Below are 21,318 nucleotides of genomic sequence, written 5' to 3' on the forward strand. Positions count from 1 at the left end.
CCAAACACTATGAATCAACTTGAAAATAAAACTGTGGTCGTTACCGGCGCAGGATCCGGCATGGGAAAAGCCATAGCTGAACTTTTTGCCCAAGAGGGAGCAAAAGTAATCCTGGTAGACTTAGTAGCTGCTGATGTTGAAATTATCGCTGAGCAAATCCGGGAGAAAGGCGGACATGCCATCGGACTAAAGTGCGATGTGTCTCAGGAAGAGCAAGTAAAGAAAATGATCCATGCGGCCATCCTTGAATTCGGTTCTTTGGATATTCTGGTCAATAATGCTGGAATCATGGACAATTTTATGCCTTTGGAAAAAGTAAGTGATGCTCTTTGGAACAAGGTCCTTGCCGTCAACTTAAATGGGCCATTCTACGCAAGCCGAGAAGCTATTTCCCAAATGCTCAAGCAGGGGAAAGGTGTGATGATTCACATTGCCTCTATCGGTGGAATCAATGGTGGGAGAGCGGGTTTGGCCTATTCCACTTCCAAGCATGCGCTGATCGGGATGAGTAAGAACATCGGGTTCATGTATGCGAAAAAAGGCATCAGAAGTAACGTCATAGCCCCAGGAGGAGTCAATACAAACATCATGAAGGATGCCCAGCCTGATGAAGAAGGCGCAGCATTGTGCAGCTCCGGTGCTGGCTCCATGCCAAGAATGGGGGAGCCTGAAGAAATCGCTCAGGTAGCCTTATTCTTAGCTTCTGATGCTTCTTCTTTTGTCAATGGAGAAGTCCTGACAGCAGACGGGGGATGGACGGCGTATTGAGAGAAGGTTTCAGTGATCAGTGGGAGTTCAGTCAACAGTCCACTGACCACAGCCAATTCGTGATTGGGTAAAAGTTCGTTTTTAGGAACTAAGATTTGATCCTTCTGTGAAAATCTGCCATACACCGGTGGGTCTGGGGGAAATATTTGAAAATCAGAAGTCCTTTAATGCGGTTCTTTGGACACTTTTCGGTGTAAATCCAAAGTCAGGAAAATCTGCGCAGCCAGAAATATCCCCAAAAACCAAACTAGTGTAGAATAGTTTAACCAAGCTGCCAATTCTCCAAATAATAAAGGCATCAACGTTATACCCACATAAGCACTGGCCATCTGCATTCCCATAATTGCTTGTGAATGGAGTTCTCCAAAATTTCGAGGGGTTTCATGCAAAAGACTGGGAAAAATAGGTGCACAACCTAAGCCTATCAGAATAAATCCAAGAAATACGGTGAATTCAAACGGCAAGGCAAGGACAATCAAACCCACTAGAATCACCAGCTGACCACCATAGATCAGTTGCTTGTTGGTAAAATGACTGGTGAGGATTCCGGATACAAATCTTCCGAGGGTAATTCCGCCATAATAATAGGCCACCAACTTGGCAGCATCCTGTGTTTCAAAATCCCGGACCAGTACCAAATAACTTGCTCCCCAAAGCCCGAAAGTAGCTTCGATGGTACAGTAGCAGAAAAAAACCAAAAGCGCATGTTTCAGCCCCGGAATCGCCAATAAAGTAGAAAAAGAAGCCTTGGACTTGGTGTTGCCTGAACTGTGGTAATGACTAGGAGCCCAGAGTGGAGCAGACAAAAGAAGGACCATGACTAGGGCGAGTTGAATTCCACCGACAGTAGAATAACCTGTCGTCCAGCTTTCTCCTTTCGCAAAATATCCAGCCATAATCATCGGTCCAATTGCCGCACCCACACCCCAAAAGCAATGAAGCCAGTTCATGTGCCTGGCCCTGTAATGCAAAGCCACATAGTTATTGAGTGCTGCATCTACACACCCTGCCCCGAGGCCCAAGGGGATTGCCAAAATGCACAAATAGACAAAATGATCCGAGAAGGAAAAGGTAATCAGCGCTACAGCCGTCAGGAGCACACTTAAAGTAGTCATGGGCCCTACACCAAAGCGATCAATTAATCGGGAAGAAAAAAGACTGGAAATGACAGTTCCTCCTGCAATGATCATGGATAAAATCCCCGCGTAATACACAGGCACCTTCAGACTTGGATACATCTCCGGCCATGCCGCTCCCAAGAGGGAGTCCGGTAAACCCAGCCCCACAAAAGCCAGATAAATGATCAGAAGAAGGAAACGCTTTTTCATGAGAATGATCTAGTCCTAGACTTTGTCCATCTAATCTAGAAATAAACCGGGGAAAGTCAGTTTTCAGTCGACGGTCAACGGACCACAGACCACCGCAAATTCGTGATGAGGTAAGGATTTGTACCCAATAGCTTGTTTTATTGATCTGTGTGAATCTGCGTCTTTTTCTGCGGCAATCTGCGGGAACCTTTTCAGAAGACAAATGGCAAAAGGCAATAAGCAAAAAGTCAAAGGCCAGAAAGCTGAAGTTTTTGAACTTTATCTGAGGGAAGTAGTCAACTGTCGACAGACCACAGACCACCGCAAATTCGTGATGAGGTAAGGATTTGTTTCCAATAGCTTGTTTTGTTGATCGGTGTATATCTGCGTCTTTTTCTGCGGTAATCTGCGGGAAAATTTTATAAGACACTTGTTAGAAAGTGGGAAGACGGATGTCCGATGACCGATGTCAGGCTGAGCGAAGTCGAAGCCCTTTAAGTTATTCTGGTGGGAAGACGGGGGGAATGATGTCTGATGACCGGAGACGTGAGACGGAAGTCCGATGGGGGAAGTGAAAATCTGTGTGAATCTGCGTCTTTTTCTGTGGTAATCTGTGGGAAATTTTTTTTAGGACACTTGTTTGGAAGTGGGAAGACGGGAGACGGAAGTTTGAAGACGGATGTCCGATGACCGATGTCAGGCTGAGCGAAGTCGAAGCCCTTTAAGTTATTCTGGTGGGAAGACGGGGGGAATGATGTCTGATGACCGGAGACGTGAGACGGAAGTCCGATGGGGGAAGTGAAAATCTGTGTGAATCTGCGTCTTTTTCTGTGATAATCTGCGGGAACCTTTTCAAAAGGCAATAGGCAAAAGGCAAAAAGTTAAATCTGAATTAAAAAGTCAGAAGGCTGAAAATTTGTGGCTCAAACTAGGGAAGTAGAAAATTAGTCAACAGTCAACAGATCACCGCAGATTTGTGATGGGGTAAGGATTTGTAACCAATAGCTTGTTTTATTGATCTGTGTGAATCTGCGTCTTTTTCTGTGATTATCTGCGGGAACCTTTTCAAAAGGCAATAGACAAAAAGTCAAAACTCAGAAGGCTGAAAATTTTGGGAATCAATCTGGGGGAAATAGTGTAGCAGTAAACGATCAACAGACTACAGACCACAGTTGTTTCGAATTTAAGAATAGATTCTAGTCCTGATTTAGAAAGAAATCCTACCCGATTTTGACCGAGGTCATAGTGAGCGAGCCGCCTAAAGGTTCGTCGTTGAAAAGGCTGATTTCTTCTCCTTTTCCCTGAAGACTTAAGGCGTAAAGCAAGGGGAGGTAGTGCTCCGGGGTGGGAATGGCAAGTTCAAAGGCTTTTCCTTGCATTGAATAATCAATCAGTGGCTGATGATTGCCCTCCAAGATCCAACTCTTGATCCGTTCGTTGGCTTCAAAAGCCCAATCATAGCCATAAGGTTCATTCAACTTTTGCCAATGAACCATACGGAGGTTGTGGACCACATTTCCACTACCCACGATAAGTATTCCCCTTTCTCGGAGTTTTCCCAGTTCTTGGGCCAGTTCGTAGTGCTCTTTGGGGCTTTTGTAATAGTCCAAGCTTAACTGCACCACAGGAATATTTGCCTCGGGATACATATGGCGGATTACAGTCCAGGCTCCATGATCCAAACCCCACTGTTCATCAAGGTGTACCTCAGAGGAATGGATGGATTGCTGCACTTCACGTGCAAGTTCTGGGGAACCGGGAGCCGGATATTATACTTGGTATAATTCCCTGGGGAAGCCTCCGAAATCATGAATAGTGGGAGGATTTTGCATGGCAGTCACCAGCGTGCCAGGAGTCTCCCAATGGGCTGAAACGACCAAAATCGCTTTGGGGACTTCTATTTCCGAAGAGACCTTGCGGAAGCCCTGGACAAATTGGTTTTCCTCAATGGCATTCATCGGGCTGCCATGTCCCAGAAATAAAACAGGCATCTTGGGTGTATTGTCCAAAGGACTTAAAATAGATTGGAGGTTTCCGAAGTCCATTGTGGCTTTTGGTAAAAAAGGAATATGATTATACGCAATAATTCCAGTATGGGTAAATCGACGCAAAGATGAGTCTGTCAAAGAGTTTTTGACCGAAGTATCTTCTGTTGAACTTGTAGCAAGACTCATCTAGGTAGTTCTGCATCTTTCGTTCGCTTATCATATGGTAGGTTTGAGGGTGTTTCTTCAAGTTACTGATGGCAATATGAACCCATTTGAGGTTAAAATTGCCATCTTTGGTTCCAGAGATTTCTCTGACATGGACATCAATACAATCACTAAGATCTGAGAAGGTGGTACTCTTATCTGTTTGAAGTACAGCGTTTGAATCAATGTACTCTTTGATTAAAGCCTGTGCTGTTTTTGCCTCCAAGTTCTTTATTTTCTTCATTTTGAAGTTCCTACAGCTTTTTGCAAACTTTCCCGACATAGGGTCCTCTAAAACAGCCGATTCAGCCATTACAGCCACTTTTGATGTTTTGAGTTCCCCGGTCTCGCTTGAGTTTACTTCGGATTTGGGATTTGGTGGACTTTACCACAAAAGCTTCATCGTATTCAACCTGGTCTTCTAGTCTATGGCGGTCATCACGTTTTCCCATAACTGTCCTGAGCTAGTGATACATTTTGAAAACCGGTTCATAACGCTTCATCCCCAGTTGTCTTTGGAGTTCAGCCGCACTGAATTCCTTCTCGATGGCGGGAATGAATGTGATAGCCATAATCCAGATCCTAATCGGTAAGTTGCTGCTCTCCATGACTGTACCGTTCTTAATACTAGTTCTGAACCCTCAGGCAGCGCACTGGAACGAAAGCTTTTTTTTCAGCCAATACTATTTTTGGAATGTGCACTTCTTACAAATAATTCCTAGCCGGATTCTCTTTTTTATGATGAATTCAAAGGTGAAATATTCTTCTGAAAATCGATTAATAAATTTGAATTTGCTAATGGCAAAAACCTTTTAATTTTACTTTACTTTTTTATTTTTATTGAATCTGAACAGGGGATCTATAATTCTGTTTTTCAGCGGTGCAAAACGATGTATTTAATTTATATGTTTTCTGATTTAACAGGAGGATTAATCAAAAGGCGTAGAATTCAATTTTCCTGGTTCATTTTTTTCTTGTTTGGAGCCTTTTTTCCTGTGGTTGTTGGTGCCCAAGAAAAGCTCGGACTTGATGTAGAAAAGTGGGCGATTGAATTAAGTAAAAAGAAGTTAAACGAGGTGAACAGCCTTGGTAGCTTGATAGAACAATTAATTGAATCAGATAGTATTCGCGCAATTCAATTTTTGGATTCCCTTGAGCGGTCCCCTAAAGGGAAGGGGTATTTCTTCAGGACCTTCTTTTGCATGGTCAAAGCAGAAGTGATTTACGCCAAATTTGCCGGATTGGACAAGTTTAAAGATCGAAAAGCGCCATCTTTGATTCCCATAAAAGAGCAATTAATGCATCTTTACGCAGATGCTCTTGATGCGGCATACCAAACCGAAAATGAAAATCTCATCGCTTGGGTTAATTTTTATTCTGCTCGTCGAGTACTTCAATTTGGAGAGGTAGCTTGGGCGGTGATGTACTCCAAAAATGGGGTGGATCTATTCGAAAAGACAAATTATGCCCTGGAGCCACCTGTTTATACTGAACTTGCTGAATTACTGTATCAAGTGAGGGAATATGATGAGTCGATCATTTATGCAAAAAAGGGGATTGAAGCTTGGAAATCACTCAACTATGAGCAAGAGTATTCCGATCCCTACAAAATTAAAATTAGAGCGTTTAGTACAATCGGAAGCAGCTTTTTTAGAAAGAACAGGTATGATTCTGCAATTAATTATCTGCGAGAGGCTCTTCAATTAGCCGTAGACAACTCGGATTCGGTTTTGGAAGCGAAGGTTTTGGGTGAGATAGGAAAGGTCATCTATGCACAAGCTAACTATGACTCGGCCTATACTTTGTTTAAGTCTGATTACCGATTCAGTTTATATGATAGTGGGTTCAACAAAGCAGCCAATGCATCTCAATGGATGGCTAAGTCAAATCTGGCGAGAGGAAATAAGATTGCTGCTTTAGCTGAGGCAAAAGAAGCACTTCAGCTGTTGAGACTTTGGCCAAACGACCAATACCTACGGGACACTTATTATACCCTAAATGAAATATACAGGTCATTGGAAATGTATGACAGTGCATTTTTTTACAACGATCTCTACATCGCATTGAATGACTCGTTGGAAAAAGAAATAGCCACAAGTAGTCTCGAAATTTCTAAGGCACGATTATTAGGTGAAGAAAGTCGGTACAGAATTGAAAAAATAAATAAAGAAAAGCAGAAGGAGCTTTGGATCAGAAACGGATTATTAGCAGCTATAGTGACGTTTTCAATAATCGTTTTTTTAATTATAAACAGGGGACGTCTGAAAAATAAGATGGCATTGGAAAAGGCAGAAAGTGAAAAATTGCTTATGGAGCAGGAAATTCAATCTGCAGAAGAGCAAATAATTGACTTTACTAGTCATATCATCGAAAAGACTAACTTAATCGAAAGGTTGGAAGAGCAGCTTAACGGCACTATTCAATGGTCGGAACAGCAAGAGTTGATTGCTGAGCTAAGCAAATATACTATACTCACCGAAGATGACTGGTTCAAATTCAAAACACTTTTTGATAAAATATACCCTGCATTTTTCCAGAAACTAAAAACAAATGTTGCTGATATCACCGTTGCCGAACAGCGTATGGCAGCGCTAACCCGGTTGGAATTGAGCAGCAAGCAAATGGCTGCTATGCTGGGTATATCGGTCGACAGTGTACACAAAACCCGGCAACGCTTACGTCAACGTCTTCAACTCGGTTCAGACATGAGCCTCGGTGAGTACATTGCCAATATCTGATCCTACGCTAGCTTAATAGTTAGAGTAGGAAATTTTATTGGATCGATACTTTTTTATAAGTTCCTCACTATAAGGCTTTTAAATTTTTTTTGTCCGGTCTTTGTCCAGTGCTTCTAAGCATTCTGGATACACTTGTCAGTTTTTTGTCGCCTAAAAAAAATTGTTTGTTCTGGAATTAACTTGTACTTCATCAAAACTTCCTAGGCGAAATGAAAATAGTGATTGCACTTTTATGATTTTGGTTATTTACGTTTTGGTGCTTCTCCTCCTTGTGTATTTCGATTTTGAAAAGCGAATTGAATCGGTGTCATATTTTGCGAAATAATAATTACACAACTCCAATTACTTAATGAATAGTTCAGGGTGAAATTAACTTATTAAAAAATCTCTTTAATTCATCGTAATGAAAACTAATATACTTTTGGGACAGACCGTAATACGTGGAAAAAAAAATTTCATGTTGTTTCTATCCTATCTTTTCCTAAGCGGTGGGATTTATGCACAGACAATTGATCTGAATCCAACCCCAAATATCAAGGCTCCAACAGTAACTACGCTGACCACGAGTGCAAATCCTTCGGTTAATGGGGCTCCAGTGACTCTTACAGCTACTGTTAGTAGTAATAGTAATACCATCACACCAACTGGAACTGTAATCTTCAAAGATGCTATTTCTGGTTCAATTCTTACACCGAATGGTGCAATCCTTACGAATGGAGTGGCAAATTTTCTTTTACTTGACTTAGGACTTCTAGGCAGAAGTTTAATAGCAGAATATAGTGGTGACCAAAATTTCGCTCCAAGCACCAGTCAAATATTACAACAAACGATCCTTATTCAAATTGATGGAGAGCTCATTGAAGCAACTTCTGTAACGCTTACTTCTAGTGCCAATCCCTCAGTCGCAGGTTCCCCTGTAACTTTCACGGCTACGATACGGAGCACTAGAAATCCTGCTTTACCTTTAACAGGGACTGTCACATTCCGAGATGTTACCAATAATACCATCTTGACACCGAATGGAGTTTCATTAGTTAACGATATCGCAACATTTACAACAAGTGCGCTTCCTTTTGGGACTAGACAAATATCAGCTACTTATAATGGTGATTCCAATGGAAACCAAACTGGGGTAGGTACGATTAATCAAGTTGTTGATTTAGTTGTTTCAGGACTTGCTGTTAACCTTTCTGCCAATTTAGATCAGAGCACTATTAATGAAACTAATACGACTCGGTTTGGAGATCGAATTACCTTGATAGCAACTGTTCAAAGTGGAGTAGGAGCAGCTGGTGGTACCATCACGTTTACAAATAATGGATTCTTTTTAGGAACAGCTGCCTTAGATGGATCAGGCATAGCAAGGTTGACTACCAATTCATTACCAGTGGGGACTAATGCTATTCAAGCTCAATTTTTCTCCACTACAAGTAACTTATTAACCCTTACGGTCAGGCGACCATTCCCTCCCACTAATAACGATATTTCATCACCTGGTGCGGGCACTGGTCTCGCAACTGTTTATTTAATTACTGAGGTTGGTCGAAATGTTATAAGTAACGGTGAATTTCGTTATTTTATTGGTGATGCAACTCCTTACGGAAGGGCGATAAAGCTCACTGTACATGTTGGAGGTTCATCTAATCCCATGTTTCCAATAAGTGGTAATGTCTCATTTTTCATTGCAGCCGAAGATTCAGATTTCCTATTTCCACTTGGATCAGTTGTCCTGGATGCGTTAGGAAATGGCTCAATAAACACCTCAGTCATACCTCCTGGAAGACAAACTTTAATTGCGAAATACTCTGGGAATGACCTTTATCTTGAAAATAAAGATAATGTCCAAATAATCATTGAACGAGGTCCAACCCAGGCAACCCTGAATTCAAATCTGAATCCTTCTGTTGCAGGGCAAGAAATTACCTATACCGCAACAGTATCCTCGATATTCCCTGAAAGCACAGCGCCACGACCAACTGGGGAAGTTGCTTTTTTTATAAATGGAAATCCTCAACCTGCAGTACCCATTGCAGGCGATGGAACTGCTACATTTAGAATCAATACTCTTACTCCAGGGAATTATAATGTACAAGCCAGGTATTTAGGAAATGATAATTATTTAGGTAGTAATTCTCCTACTATTGGACAAGCAGTTGAACAAGTAGGCACAGCTCTTTTCTTCCCTCTAGGAGATACAAAGTCCGCATTGATAAATACTAGTTTCGGTTCAAGTCTGGCAGTCAGTATATTGAATTTCAACCCTAGACTTACTAATGGGTTACCCATAACATATTCAGCTCCTTCCTCTGGTCCCAGCGGAACATTTTCAAATGGAACTAATACAATCACTGTTCAAACAACAAGTAGTAGTGGATCTTCAGCTATAGTGAATGGTGGAGAGTTTATTGCAAATGGAATAGCTGGGGATTATGAGGTGATTGCCTCAATACCAGGGTTTGGTAACGCTACGTTTAGAATGACTAATGAAGCTTCACCTGTTCCTATTACTATTGGAACCTCAGTTAGCGGTCTAAGTTATAGTTATTCTGACAACTTCGGGACACTGACATTTAATAACACGCGAAGTTTTAATATAATCCCGGGAAGACAATTCACACTTGCGACAACTTCTCCGCAAATTGGACCTGATGGGTTACGGTACATATTTAATGGATGGTCTGATGGATTCACAGAGCTTACTAGAACGATTATTAGTCCCGACACTCCAACAAGCTTTATTGCCGAATTTTTATGCGAAAGAGAATGGGTGCTGGATGCGGATGGAGATAATTATTATGTAGGAAGCCCTATCATTTCCTGTCAATCGCCAGGCCTTGGGTATGTCCCAATTGAATCCGCAATTCTAGGGGATTGTAATGATGCTAACCCTGATGTAAATCCGGGAACTTCAGAAGTCTGCGATGGCATTGACAACAATTGTAATAGCGAAATAGATGAAGGTGTAAAAAGTACATTCTTCCTTGATTCGGATGGGGACGGATTCGGAGATCCGCTAGTCAGTATCCAATCTTGTGCAGTCCCGGAGAATTATGTGAGCAATAATTTAGATTGTGATGACAGCAACTTCGCTATTAACCCAACAACGGAGTGGTTTTTAGATGCAGACGGAGATGGCTTCTATACAGGCGAAAGCATAGTACAATGTGAAAGCCCGGGTGCTGGATATAAATTCACTGGTCTGCTCGGAAGAGGTGACTGCGATGACAATGATGAAACTTTCAATCCAAATGCCCAAATGACCACTAACGGTGATCAGAATCTATTTGCAGAAGCTGGCCTTTGTTCAGCAAATTTTATGGCTTCGGCAGATGCTAGTAAAACTTGTGCAACTGGTGAAGTTGTCGGTACAAGAAGTGATAGCAAACTCCTAACGGATCCTTATCCTGTTGGAATAACAACGATAACTTGGACTGTAGTAGGTGGAAATGATTTTTCAGTAACCCCTGTAGTCCAGACAATTATAGTAACTGATGCACAAATACCTGTAATCATCACAAATGGTGATCAGAGTTTGAAGGCAGATTTAGGACTTTGTTCTACCACCTTCTTGGCTACAGCCTCTGCAAGCGATAACTGCTCAGTAGGCACTCCAACAGGTCTCCGAAGCGATAATAAATCACTAGCAGACCCGTATCCGGTCGGTAAGACAACTATCCAATGGACTGTCACCGACATCCATGGAAATGATGCAATTCCAGTAAACCAAATCATAGAAGTACTTGATAAAGAAAATCCTTCGGTTGTAGTCAGAGATTTTTCTTTACAGCTGGACAATACTGGTATCGGAATTCTTATGGTCGATGATATTGACAATGGAAGCTTTGATAATTGCCGAATCAATACTCGTCTCCTTTCTAAAACCAACTTTAGTTGCGAAGATCAAGGTGAAAATCGTGTAACATTAAAAATAACTGATGGGGCGGGGAATTCCTCAGAAACTGAAGCTATTGTAACGGTACTTGCTCCAGTTAATCCGCTGAAAGTAAGTATCAATTCTACGGTTGCGCCAAATACTAATAATAATGTCGTGGTTTTTGAGGGAGCGAGTATGTCTCTAGGTCTACCATCTACGGTAACCCTATCTGCGACCAATATACCGACAACCTATACAGGTCTTACCTACAAATGGTATTGGAAAAATCTGTCAAACGGTAGCTACCAATCAGGGCCGATCAGTAATTCCTCTTCGCTTATCATCAATGCAGCAGGTGATTTCTCGAGAATTTATAGGTTAGTTGTAACTAGTGACTCAGGGTGCATGACCGAACAAGAGATTAATGTGATTTCTGTAAATACTGCCTGTGGTAAATCTGAACAAAATAGAGTTTCCGTCTGCCAAATACTTCCAAATGGAAGAAGAACCACTTTATGCTTGAATCCAAGTGCTGCTGAAGCCTTCTTAGCAAGAAATCCTGAATCCTTTATTGGCAGCTGTGCGAATGTTTACAGGGTCGCGAATGAACCTGAAATAATTAAGATTGCTTGGAATACACCATTTGAGATGGTGGAGCAAAAGATCAAAACCCAAGGTGACCTTTGGTTCAATCGTAAAAAAATAGACTTAACTGTTTCAGCCGATTCTTATGACCCTATGGTGCCGGGTTTGTATGAATTCCAAGTGGAAATGGAAGAAAACGAGTGGTATATCTTAGAAGAACCTATTTCCATCAAGGTACAGGTTCTTGAGAAACCGCAAGCTTTGGACATTAGTATAAGCAATCGACTATTAGCTAAGGACTTAAGGTTTGGCCAAGTTATCGGTACACTTTTTACCCTTGATTTGGTAGATAACATTCACTCTTACTCTTTAGATGAGCATCCGGATTTTGAAATTCAAGGGGATAAGATGGTCTGGAAAGGGAATTCTATTCCTCCTGTTCAAATTAATCTGAAAGTCAGCAGTACAGATCGCGCTGGTCAAACTATCCATAAAGAAATTCAACTTTCAAGAGAAATCGGACCTAACGAATTTATTTTATATCCAAACCCAACTCAAAATAAAGCCAATATAGTAGTTGATTTGGATGAGGGGGCAACCATTGAAATCAGGGTATTTGATGGTATCGGTCGATTGGTGGTCCAGGACAGTATTTACCGCGACAAAACCTTCCTACATACCTTAGATTTTAATGGATTGGCTCCTGGAATTTATGTGGTTCAAGTCAAAATCGGATATGTAGTAATGACAGAACGATTAATTAAACTTTAAAACCTTTAAATAATTCCAATTTTGATTATTAAGCCGCCGGGAAAAATTCTGGCGGCTTTTCTTTTCAAACGATGTGCTGAATAGTTTGGGCATAGGTAGGAGGATGTAATTATGGCTATCTTTCAATCTGTTTGAAATTCTGGACCAAAAATTAAGTTGAACAATCACCCGGAACATGAGTAGAAGCGGAATCGCAAATTCCTGGAAAATAGGAGAGTGGTATTGCAAATTTCACCTAGTCCTAATGGAGTTTTTCTACTCTCAGAAGGGGAGACCTTGCGGAAGCCCCGGACGAATTGGTTTTCCTCAATCGCATTCATCGGGCTGCCATGTCCCAGAAAAAGTACAGGCATTTTTGGAGTGTTTTCCAAAGGTCCGAGAATGGAATGTAGTGAGTTAAGTTTCATCTCTTTTCGAAGTGACGGAACTCCTAGCCCCGAATGGGTAGAATAGGTTTTCTTTTCAATGGGTAAAGGATTGTTTCATTGGGATAGTTCCAGTTTCATTATCCAGTTTACTGACTTCCGAAATTTAATGAATGGGTAAGGATTCTTTTCTCATCGATTTTTGGATCAATCAATGGGAAATCCTTTTCAATAGGCAAAGGGCAATAAGCAAAGAGTCAATGGCCAGAAAGCTGAGGTTTTTTGAACTTTATCTAGCGGAAGTAGTCAACGGTCGACAGACCACAGAGCACCGCAGATTTGTGATGAGGTAAGGATTTGTACCCAAAAGCTTGTTCTATTGATCTGTGTGAATCTGCGTCTTTTTCTGTGGTAATCTGCGGGAACTTTATCAGATGGCAAAGAGCAAAGAGTCAAATATCAGAAGGGAGGTGAGGAAGATGGGGTGATAGTCCGCAGCGGTGTATCAGGTTCCAGAAAAAAATGCTGGAACTTTGGTGACATGATAAGTCTGGAAATCGGCCTCTGGATTTACTTTTTTGGGACTTAAGGGGTGAGCTTTGCCCTCAGCATCTAAAAATCTTCCGACACCCACTAAAAATCTATTTTAATTTCAGAAAAAGATTGGTTAGTTGATTTGCCGTTTGAGGAAAAATCAAGGGGTTTCTTCTTTTTCCCCTCCCCAAACTCTTTTAACTTTAATTGCTACTCCATTTTAAACTCTCAACTTTACCCTTTTAAACTCCCCATGACTTTAGACTACTTCCGCGACTATTGCCTTTCGCTCCCTAATGTGACAGAGGATACTCCTTTTGGGCCGGATGTGCTGGTCTTTCGGGTGGGAGGGAAGATCTTTGCGCTGATGGATATGGAGACTTTTCCCTATGTCAATCTGAAATGCGATCCTGAGCGAGCCATACAGTTGCGGGAAGAGTATCCAGGTATCACCCCCGGATATCATATGAACAAAAAGCTCTGGAACTCGGTGTCCACCCAAGGAAATGTCCCGGATCCTCTGATTCTGGAACTGGCAAAGGATAGCTATCAGTTGATTTTTGAAAGCTTGCCGAAGAAGGTGAAGGAGAGTTTGCAGTAAGAAGTCAACGGACCACGGACAACAGCCCACAGCAAATTCGCGATAAGGTTATTTTTCGTTTCTAAACTCTGGTTTAATGGATCTAAGGGAGATTTTATTCGACTGTCATCGGACTACAATCCTCAGTTTTCTGATCTAGAACTACAGCCCGCAAACTCCAACTCTCAAGCTATTCTGATACCTATTTCAAAAAAAATGGCCCGTAGGAATACAGGCCATTAAAAAGGTTGGGGGTGATTGAATACGACTTACTATTCAATTTTTGAATCTATCCGGAACTCTCATTAAAGGAACTCTTTCAGACTAATTGATGCTAAAGTAGAGGACAAGCTCCAAGTCTCCAATTATTATTTCGGAAAATTGAAATCAGCTTTTATAAACTTTTGTAATAGTTTTATTTCTTTTATTTCATAATTAGGCTTATTCATTGGAAATCAGTGGATTTAATGGATTGTTCTGATTTTATTTGAACCATAAAATCTCTAATTCCCAAATAAAATTTTTTTATAAATACTTACATTTCTCCCCAGTTTTTTTCCGAATTCGACACGCTATCGATTAGAATAAAAATAGTTTTGCCTTTCTTAGATGCTACTTCCTGAGGATTAAACTTTTCAATTTTCCTTTCTTTCACTTAATATCGAATACTTAAACTTGAATTTTCCACTAGGATTAGCATAATCCATAGCTGGTAGTTTGCTTTAAGGAACTTTACTCTGCCTTCATATTTTACCCCTAGCTTTCACATGTCTTATTTCTCCTTACGCCATATTTCCAAGGACTACGCCTTTCAGACCGCTATTCAGGATTTTACTTTGGAACTGGAAAAAGGAGAGATGGTGGCCATTGTCGGTGAAAGTGGGTCTGGGAAAAGTTCCCTGCTTCGCATTGCCGCTGGACTTTTGGAGCAAACTAGCGGGGAAGTCTGGTTGAATGAAGCGCAGATCCTCAATCCGGCTCAAAAACTGGTGGCAGGATACGATGAAATCAAGTTGATCCACCAAGATTACCAGCTTTTTCCAAGTGTCAGCGTGGAGGAAAATATCAACCGTCCCCTTTTGCATTTTGACCCTCAATACCGAAAGGAGCGGATTAACAGGCTTTTGAGTCAGTTTGGTTTGATACAATACAAAGAGAGGCTTCCCCGGCAACTTAGCGGTGGGCAGCAACAAAAAGTTGCTATTGCACAAGCCTTGGCGGTGGAGCCTGAAGTCTTATTGCTGGATGAACCTTTTTCCCACTTGGATGCTATTCAAAAGCGGAAGCTTATTCTGGAATTGAAAGAACTTCTTCAAGAACTCGGCTGCACGGTGATTTTTGTAACTCATGATCTGGATGATGCCTTACGCTTGACAGATTCGGTGGTGATTTTGCAAAAGGGGAAAATAGTCCAGAAAGGAAATTCCAGAGAGCTGTGTGAGCATCCTAAATCCCGTTATGTGGCCAGACTTTTTTCCTCGATCAACCTGATTCCAGATCGATTTAACAGCTATATCCGACCCTCAGACGTGAAGCTTAGGTCTAAAGGGGGGCTTTTGGGGCATGTGGTGGACAAACGATTTTTGGTGCATTACAATACCCTGATGGTTCGCCTGAAAAACGGTGGAGACATCTGGGAAATAGATGATCCAGCCCGCAAATACGAAATCGGCGATCGGGTCCACCTGCACTTTGACGAGGAAAAGGTATTGCTTCTGAAGCAGTGAGGGGTTTCGGTAGGAGGCTGGTCATCTATAGTCAACAGTCTAGGGTCCACAGTCCACGGTCCTTAAACTACGAACACGGTGCACAATCCAAGATTTAGGGATCATGAACTCCAACCCACAACCCAAAACTGACAACCCAAAACTGACAACCCACAACTTCCTACATACTTTCCTCCTGATATTTAGATGCTTGGGAAGAATTTTTTACCTTTAATATCATGTGACCTACAGGATTGTCCGGGTGATGGCGTTTATTTTTGTTGAGCTCGGGTTGTTCTTTTTCTAGTGTTTTTCTTTTTACCCAAATTTTATTGCCATGGCAAAGCTCGAACTCAAGTTTAGGGGAAGGCCTACTTCCCAAACCTCCGCTTCGGATCAATTGGACTATTTTGAAGAAGTCCAGACCTATGAGGTTCACTCTTCCACCCGCAGCGATGTGCCGGAAGTGCCGCCCATCTCCCTCAGCGAAGAGGATCTTATCCAACTCAAACTCAGTGACGAGACTTTTTGGATTGGGGACAAGGACACCTTGGAGGAATTGTTTCCCCAGAAACTTCAACGCTCCGGCAATCAAAATGAGCTGTATCTCCCCGATTTTTTAGAGACTGAATCCCAAGATCGAAATGCAGTCAAAAGAATCGGAATCAAGCTTTTTTCCATTTTCAAAAAGAAAAAGGAGTCCGTCCAAATCGGAATGCGACACCTGGCCGAAAAGGTCGAAAACAAGCAGTTGAGCGTTCCCGGGATTGAATTTGAAAATGAAGGAGCGGGCCTTCTTTGTCATTGTGACCCGGACTTTACCCTCAGCAGAAAAGGAAGCCGGGCGATTGGAAAGAAAGTATTACTCTTCCTCCATGGCACAGGATCATCCTCAGCGGGATCATTTGCGGAGCTTTATGGAAAAGGAAAAAATCAGACTTGGGAGACCATTTACAACAGTTATGGCCAAGGGAATGTCATGGCATTTCAGCATCGGACTCTGACTCAGAGTCCACTGGATAATGTATTGGAATTGGTTCGGCAATTACCTGCATCCGTAGAGCTTGACCTCATCACCCATTCCCGTGGAGGTTTGGTAGGGGATGTTTTGGTGCGGTTTTCTGCAGATCCCAAAGGATTCGACGAAACTGAGCGGGGAGTATTGGAAATGGCTGATCGCAAGGATCTGGAAGTAATAAAGGCCATTCAAAAAGAAATTGCCGACAAGCAGATAAAAGTCAGGAATATGGTCCGGGTGGCCTGCCCTGCGAATGGGACGACCTTGGCTTCCAAACGCATGGACTTTTTGCTGAATATTCTGATGAATCTGGTCGGAACCTTGAGTGGACAAGCGACCAATCCCGTTTTTCAGGCTTTTCGTGAGTTGGTCATGACTGCGGTAAATTCCAAAAACAATCCCGATTCCCTTCCCGGATTAGAGTCCATGAATCCTGAATCACCCTTTATCAAGGTTTTGAATTTTCAAGGTACTTCCATTCAAATTGACAGTTTATTGCACGTGGTTGGTGGTAGCAGTGAGCTGAGTTTGGAATTTAAGGGCTTGGTTGTTTTGGCAGGAAAGCTCTTTTTCCGTGGCCAAAATGACCTGGTAGTCGATACGGAAAGTATGAAATGGGGAACACCAAGACCGGAAGGGAAGGCTTCCTACTATATCGACAGTTCCAAAAAAATCAACCACATCGTTTACTTCGGTACCCCTGAAACTCAGGAGAAGATATTTCTGGGCTTGCAGGAAAATGTAGCCACCACCCGCGGAGGATTTCAGGTGATTCAAAGAGCTAAGAAAAGTGACTTGGATCGGGGAGTCTTTGGCATTGAGGGCGGAAAAACAAAAAGAGAAAAAGTCACCGGTAAAAGACCTATTCTTCTCCTCCTACCAGGGATCATGGGATCTAACCTTACCGTCAATGACGATATGGTCTGGATAAATTATGCCCGATTCCTGACCGGACAGCTCTCCAGGTTGAAAAATGATCCCAAAAACAATCCCCATGTCAAAGCCCATTCCTTGGTGAAAACCTCCTACGGGAAATTGGCCGATTATCTGGGGAAAACCTATGACGTGGTGACTTTTCCGTTTGACTGGAGAATGCCACTTCCAGACAGTGCCAAATTCTTCCGGGACAAGGTGGAGGAATTGATGGAATTTGGTCAGCCTATCAAGATTGTGGCCCATAGCATGGGCGGAGTCTTGGTAAGGGATTTTATGCTTCATCATGAAGAGACTTGGAAAAAACTCAATTCCTCCTCTGGATTCAGAGTTTTGTTTTTGGGCTCACCTTTAGGAGGGTCCTATCGAATTCCATTTGTACTTTTTGGTCAGGATGATATCATCAAGCTGCTGGCGAAGATTGATATTTCCAATTCCGTGGAAGATCTTCTGAGCGTCTTTTCTCAACTTCCGGGTTTGTTGAATCTCTTGCCGATCAAAACAGAAGAAGGTCAGCCTGATTTTTCAGATTCCAAGACTTGGTTAGCCATGCGAAAGGCTTTTGGAAGAGAGGATTGGCCAGTACCAAGCGAAGAGGTTTTGGCCGGTTTTGGGGAATACCAGAAAAAAGTGGTCCAACAATCCAAGTTGATTGATTACAGCAACTGCTATTATATCGCCGGACAAAGCCGAAAAGACAAGCTGACTATTTCCTCTTTTGAAATCCAGGAAAACGGAAGAAAACTGCAGTTTTTTGGCACTCGCGAAGGGGATGAAAGTGTAACTTGGGAGACTGGGATTCCTGCGCAGATTCATTCGCTACAGCAGCTTTACTATGCCAATGTCACCCATGGTGGGCTTTCCAATCAGCCTTCGATTTTTGGAGCGATTGAGGAAATTCTGGACTCAGGTAGAGCTTCCAGTCTGGCCAATCAATTACCGAAGCTCAGAAGTGCAGAAGATCAAAAACTTGAACCCAAGATTGAGGAAATCTTTGACCTCAGTGAAGAAAATGTAGAAAATACCCTTCTGGGAATCACCGCGGTATCGGCAGAGGAAGAAGGGGAGCTGCCCATCAAGGTTACTGTTTCTCATGGAGATCTGAAGTTTTCCCAGTACCCAGTTCTCGCAGGACATTTTGAATTGGATGCTATCCTGACCACTGAGGAGGTCATTGACCGGCAGCTGGATGGTGAGCTGAGCAAATTGCAGGAACTGGGGCTTTACCCGGGAGCCATTGGAACCAATCAGGTGATCCTTTCCAAGAATGACAAAGGCTTCAAAGGAGCGGTCATCATCGGTTTGGGTACACCGGGCGAACTTTCCTCTTTTCAGCTGATGAATTCCGTGGAAAAAGGGATTTCGAGGTACCTCACACTTTTGAATTACCAAGACAAAGAATGCCCTCCGGAGCAGAATTTACCTGCAGGAATCTCTGTCATTGCCATTGCCAACTCCTATGGGGGTCTTTCCTCAGATACCTCTATCCGGGCGATTTTGCTAGGAATTCAGCGAGCCAACCGGAAAATCCGGACCATTTACAAAAGCAAATTGAAGACGATAGAGGAAGTCGAGATTATTGAAATCTATCACGATAAGGCTTTGTCAATTCTAAAGACCGTGAAAGGATTGCAGGAAGACAATAGCGGGGAGTTTAAGGTTAGTTTGAAGAAAAAAGCCTTGGAGCAAAGTCCTGGAAGGAGACACAGAATCCCCTATGAGAATTCTTCGGACTGGTGGACGCGGATCACAGTGTCTCAGGAAGAGAAATCCAATTCGGGAAGGAACAGGGTTAAAATGGCTTTGGCGACCTCTGGAGCCAGTCAAAAAGTGGAATATCTGAAGGTAAATACTAAAAATCTGGAAACCTTACTTCGGGAAATGACTGAAGAAAACCGAGCCAGGCCGGAGATTGCCAAAACAATGTTTGAGCTGTTGGTTCCACAGGATTTCAAAGAGGAGCTGAAGCGTCAAAGCAATATCTCCTGGGTGGTGGATGAAACTACGGCAGCTTTTCCTTGGGAGATGTTGCAAGAGGATATTCAAGCAAAACCACTGGCCATTTATTCCGGTATGGTACGCCAACTCGCAACTGAAGACTACCGAAAAATCTCCAACAAGGTGCAGGGAAATCAGGTGTTGGTGGTCGGAGACCCAAAGCTGGATGATTTTCTTCCCCAATTGCCTCAGGCTAGAAAAGAAGGTGAGCTGGTGGCTGAGTTCCTCCAAGGAAAAGGGTTTTCGGTGAAAAAAGAGATTCATACTTCGGCCTCCAGGATATTGCTCGAGCTTTTTTCTCAGGATTATAAAATCATCCATTTGGCAGCGCATGGGATTTACAGCGATGATCCCGAAAGTCCGGCAGGAGTGGTAATTGGAAAAGATGCATTCATTTCGGTACAGGAAATTGCCCAGATGAGCACGGTTCCTGATTTGGTTTTTGTGAATTGTTGCTACCTCGGAAAGATGGATTTGGAAACTAAATCCAGCCGACAGGATCGAAATCGTCTGGCAGCCAACATCGGAACACAGTTGATCCGAAATGGAGTGAAAGCTGTAGTGGTGGCCGGTTGGGCTGTGGATGACCAAGCGGCCTTAGACTTTTGTCAAAAGTTTTACCAGGAATTATTCAGTGGAGTGCGGTTTGGAGAAGCAGTACGACGTGCTCGTCAGCACATTTATAACAGCAGTAAAGACCATACTAACACTTGGGGAGCGTACCAGTGCTACGGGGATCCTTTTTATGAATTGAAAGATTATCGGGATTGGGGATCTCAGGCCCGGGAGTTTTTGGTCAAAGAGGAAGCCGAATTGGAATTGGTGAATTTGGTGCAGCTGATGGAATCCAAAGGGGCAGACAATGAGTATGCCTCGAAAAAGATTGAAGAATTGGAGCGTGCTCTGAAAAAAGCTGATGTGAGAAGTGAAAAAATCACCGAGCTTTTTGCTGAGCTATATGCCAAAATCGGAGATTACGAAAAAGCTATTCCCTACTACACTGAACTCTTTTCAGCTGAAAGGGCAGACTTTTCTTTCCGTTCGATGGAGCAGCTTTGCAATATTTCCTGCAAGCGTGCGGTTCAGGTATTTTTTGCAGGAAAGCAATCCTCAGAGGAACTGAAAACTGCCCTTGCGGAGATCGATCAGAATATCCAAAGGCTTCGGGGATTAATTGGGTTTGGAGTAACTTCAGAAAGAATGAGCTTGCTGGGAAGTGCCCTGAAGCGCAAGCTGATGGTCATCCCAAGTACCCGGGTCAAAGAGCTGGAAAATACCCTGGCGGAGGCAGGAGAGGCCTATCGGGAAGCTTCTGTGATTACTAATCACCAGGATTACTATCCATTGGTCAACTGGGTTCAATTGGTCAAACTCCAAAGCCTTTTGTCCAAATCCGGAAGAATGGCTGAATCCAAAACGAGATTTATGGAGCTGTTGGAAGCTTGTGAAAAAGAAGAAAAGATGAAGTCAGCAGGAGCTAGTGATCCATGGGCCTTTTTTGGACTTGCCAATATAGCTTTGGCTAAATGGATTTTAGAAGACGGAAAGGGAAGTATCAAGCCGGTTCTTCAAGCCTTTGTCAATGTGCTAAATAGGGTGGGAGCTTCTGGACATTTGAAAGCGCAGTTTGAGCATTCGGACTTTCTTCTTAAATGCCTGGAAGCATCCGATCGAGCTACAGCGAAAAAGATCAAATCCAAGGTGGAGGAGATGAAAGCAGGTTTCGAGCAGTTGCAGTGAGGGGGCTGTCTCAGTGAACAGTCAACGGTCCACAGACCACAGAAAATCCGTGATTGGGTAGTCATTCATTTCCAATCCATGATTTATTCAATCTCTGTGAATCAGTTTCTTTTTTGGTGCAAATCTGCCAGACGCAGTGGTTTGTGGGAAACAAATTGAAACCAAAAGTTAAAAATCTCCGAGAAATATTTCCAATCAAAAAAAGCAGG

The 21,318-nt window shown here is 42.6% G+C and carries 8 protein-coding genes and 2 pseudogenes; 6 read left to right on the forward strand and 4 right to left on the reverse strand.

Translation table 11 applies throughout. The annotated features are described in order from the left end of the window. Positions 1-9 precede the first annotated feature (9 nt). Complete coding sequence (locus tag G458_RS0111435) at positions 10-768, forward strand: glucose 1-dehydrogenase (RefSeq protein ID WP_026952038.1); 759 nt, start codon at positions 10-12, stop codon at positions 766-768. A 164-nt stretch (positions 769-932) separates the two neighbouring features. On the opposite strand, the gene G458_RS0111440 is transcribed toward G458_RS0111435, so the two are convergent. The 4 genes and pseudogenes from G458_RS0111440 to G458_RS20595 all read right to left on the reverse strand — a co-directional run bounded on the left by G458_RS0111440 (position 933) and on the right by G458_RS20595 (position 5,067). Further along, on the reverse strand, positions 933-2,096 hold the full coding sequence (locus tag G458_RS0111440) for an MFS transporter (RefSeq protein WP_026952039.1): 1,164 nt from the start codon (positions 2,094-2,096) through the stop codon (positions 933-935). Positions 2,097-3,295: 1,199 nt separating this feature from the next. Beyond that, a pseudogene (locus tag G458_RS20590) lies at positions 3,296-3,832 on the reverse strand (dioxygenase family protein); the annotation flags it as partial. Positions 3,833-3,844: 12 nt separating this feature from the next. Further along, a complete protein-coding gene (locus tag G458_RS22060) occupies positions 3,845-4,120 on the reverse strand; it encodes a dioxygenase family protein (protein WP_322786243.1) in 276 nt (91 codons plus the stop codon). Positions 4,121-4,148: 28 nt separating this feature from the next. After that, a pseudogene (locus G458_RS20595) lies at positions 4,149-5,067 on the reverse strand (IS1595 family transposase). Between the two features lie 90 nt (positions 5,068-5,157). On the opposite strand from G458_RS20595, the gene G458_RS0111455 reads away from it, so the two are divergent. The 5 genes from G458_RS0111455 (at position 5,158) to G458_RS0111500 (ending at position 21,109) form a co-directional block, all read left to right on the forward strand. After that, positions 5,158-7,005, forward strand: a complete 1,848-nt coding sequence (locus tag G458_RS0111455) for a tetratricopeptide repeat protein (RefSeq protein WP_157359761.1) — start codon at positions 5,158-5,160, stop codon at positions 7,003-7,005. A gap of 403 nt (positions 7,006-7,408) precedes the next feature. Continuing rightward, positions 7,409-12,235: an Ig-like domain repeat protein gene (locus G458_RS0111460; RefSeq protein ID WP_026952041.1), complete on the forward strand. Its 4,827-nt coding sequence runs from the start codon at positions 7,409-7,411 to the stop codon at positions 12,233-12,235. Positions 12,236-13,387: 1,152 nt separating this feature from the next. Beyond that, positions 13,388-13,735, forward strand: a complete 348-nt coding sequence (locus tag G458_RS0111480; RefSeq protein ID WP_026952044.1) for an MmcQ/YjbR family DNA-binding protein — start codon at positions 13,388-13,390, stop codon at positions 13,733-13,735. Between the two features lie 746 nt (positions 13,736-14,481). Beyond that, positions 14,482-15,441, forward strand: coding sequence for an ABC transporter ATP-binding protein (locus G458_RS0111490; protein ID WP_026952045.1), 960 nt, complete (start codon positions 14,482-14,484; stop codon positions 15,439-15,441). A 316-nt stretch (positions 15,442-15,757) separates the two neighbouring features. Beyond that, positions 15,758-21,109: a DUF7379 domain-containing protein gene (locus G458_RS0111500; RefSeq protein WP_084438854.1), complete on the forward strand. Its 5,352-nt coding sequence runs from the start codon at positions 15,758-15,760 to the stop codon at positions 21,107-21,109. The last annotated feature ends 209 nt before the right edge of the window (positions 21,110-21,318 follow it).

This window comes from Algoriphagus mannitolivorans DSM 15301 (assembly GCF_000429425.1).
GTDB lineage: Bacteria > Bacteroidota > Bacteroidia > Cytophagales > Cyclobacteriaceae > Algoriphagus > Algoriphagus mannitolivorans.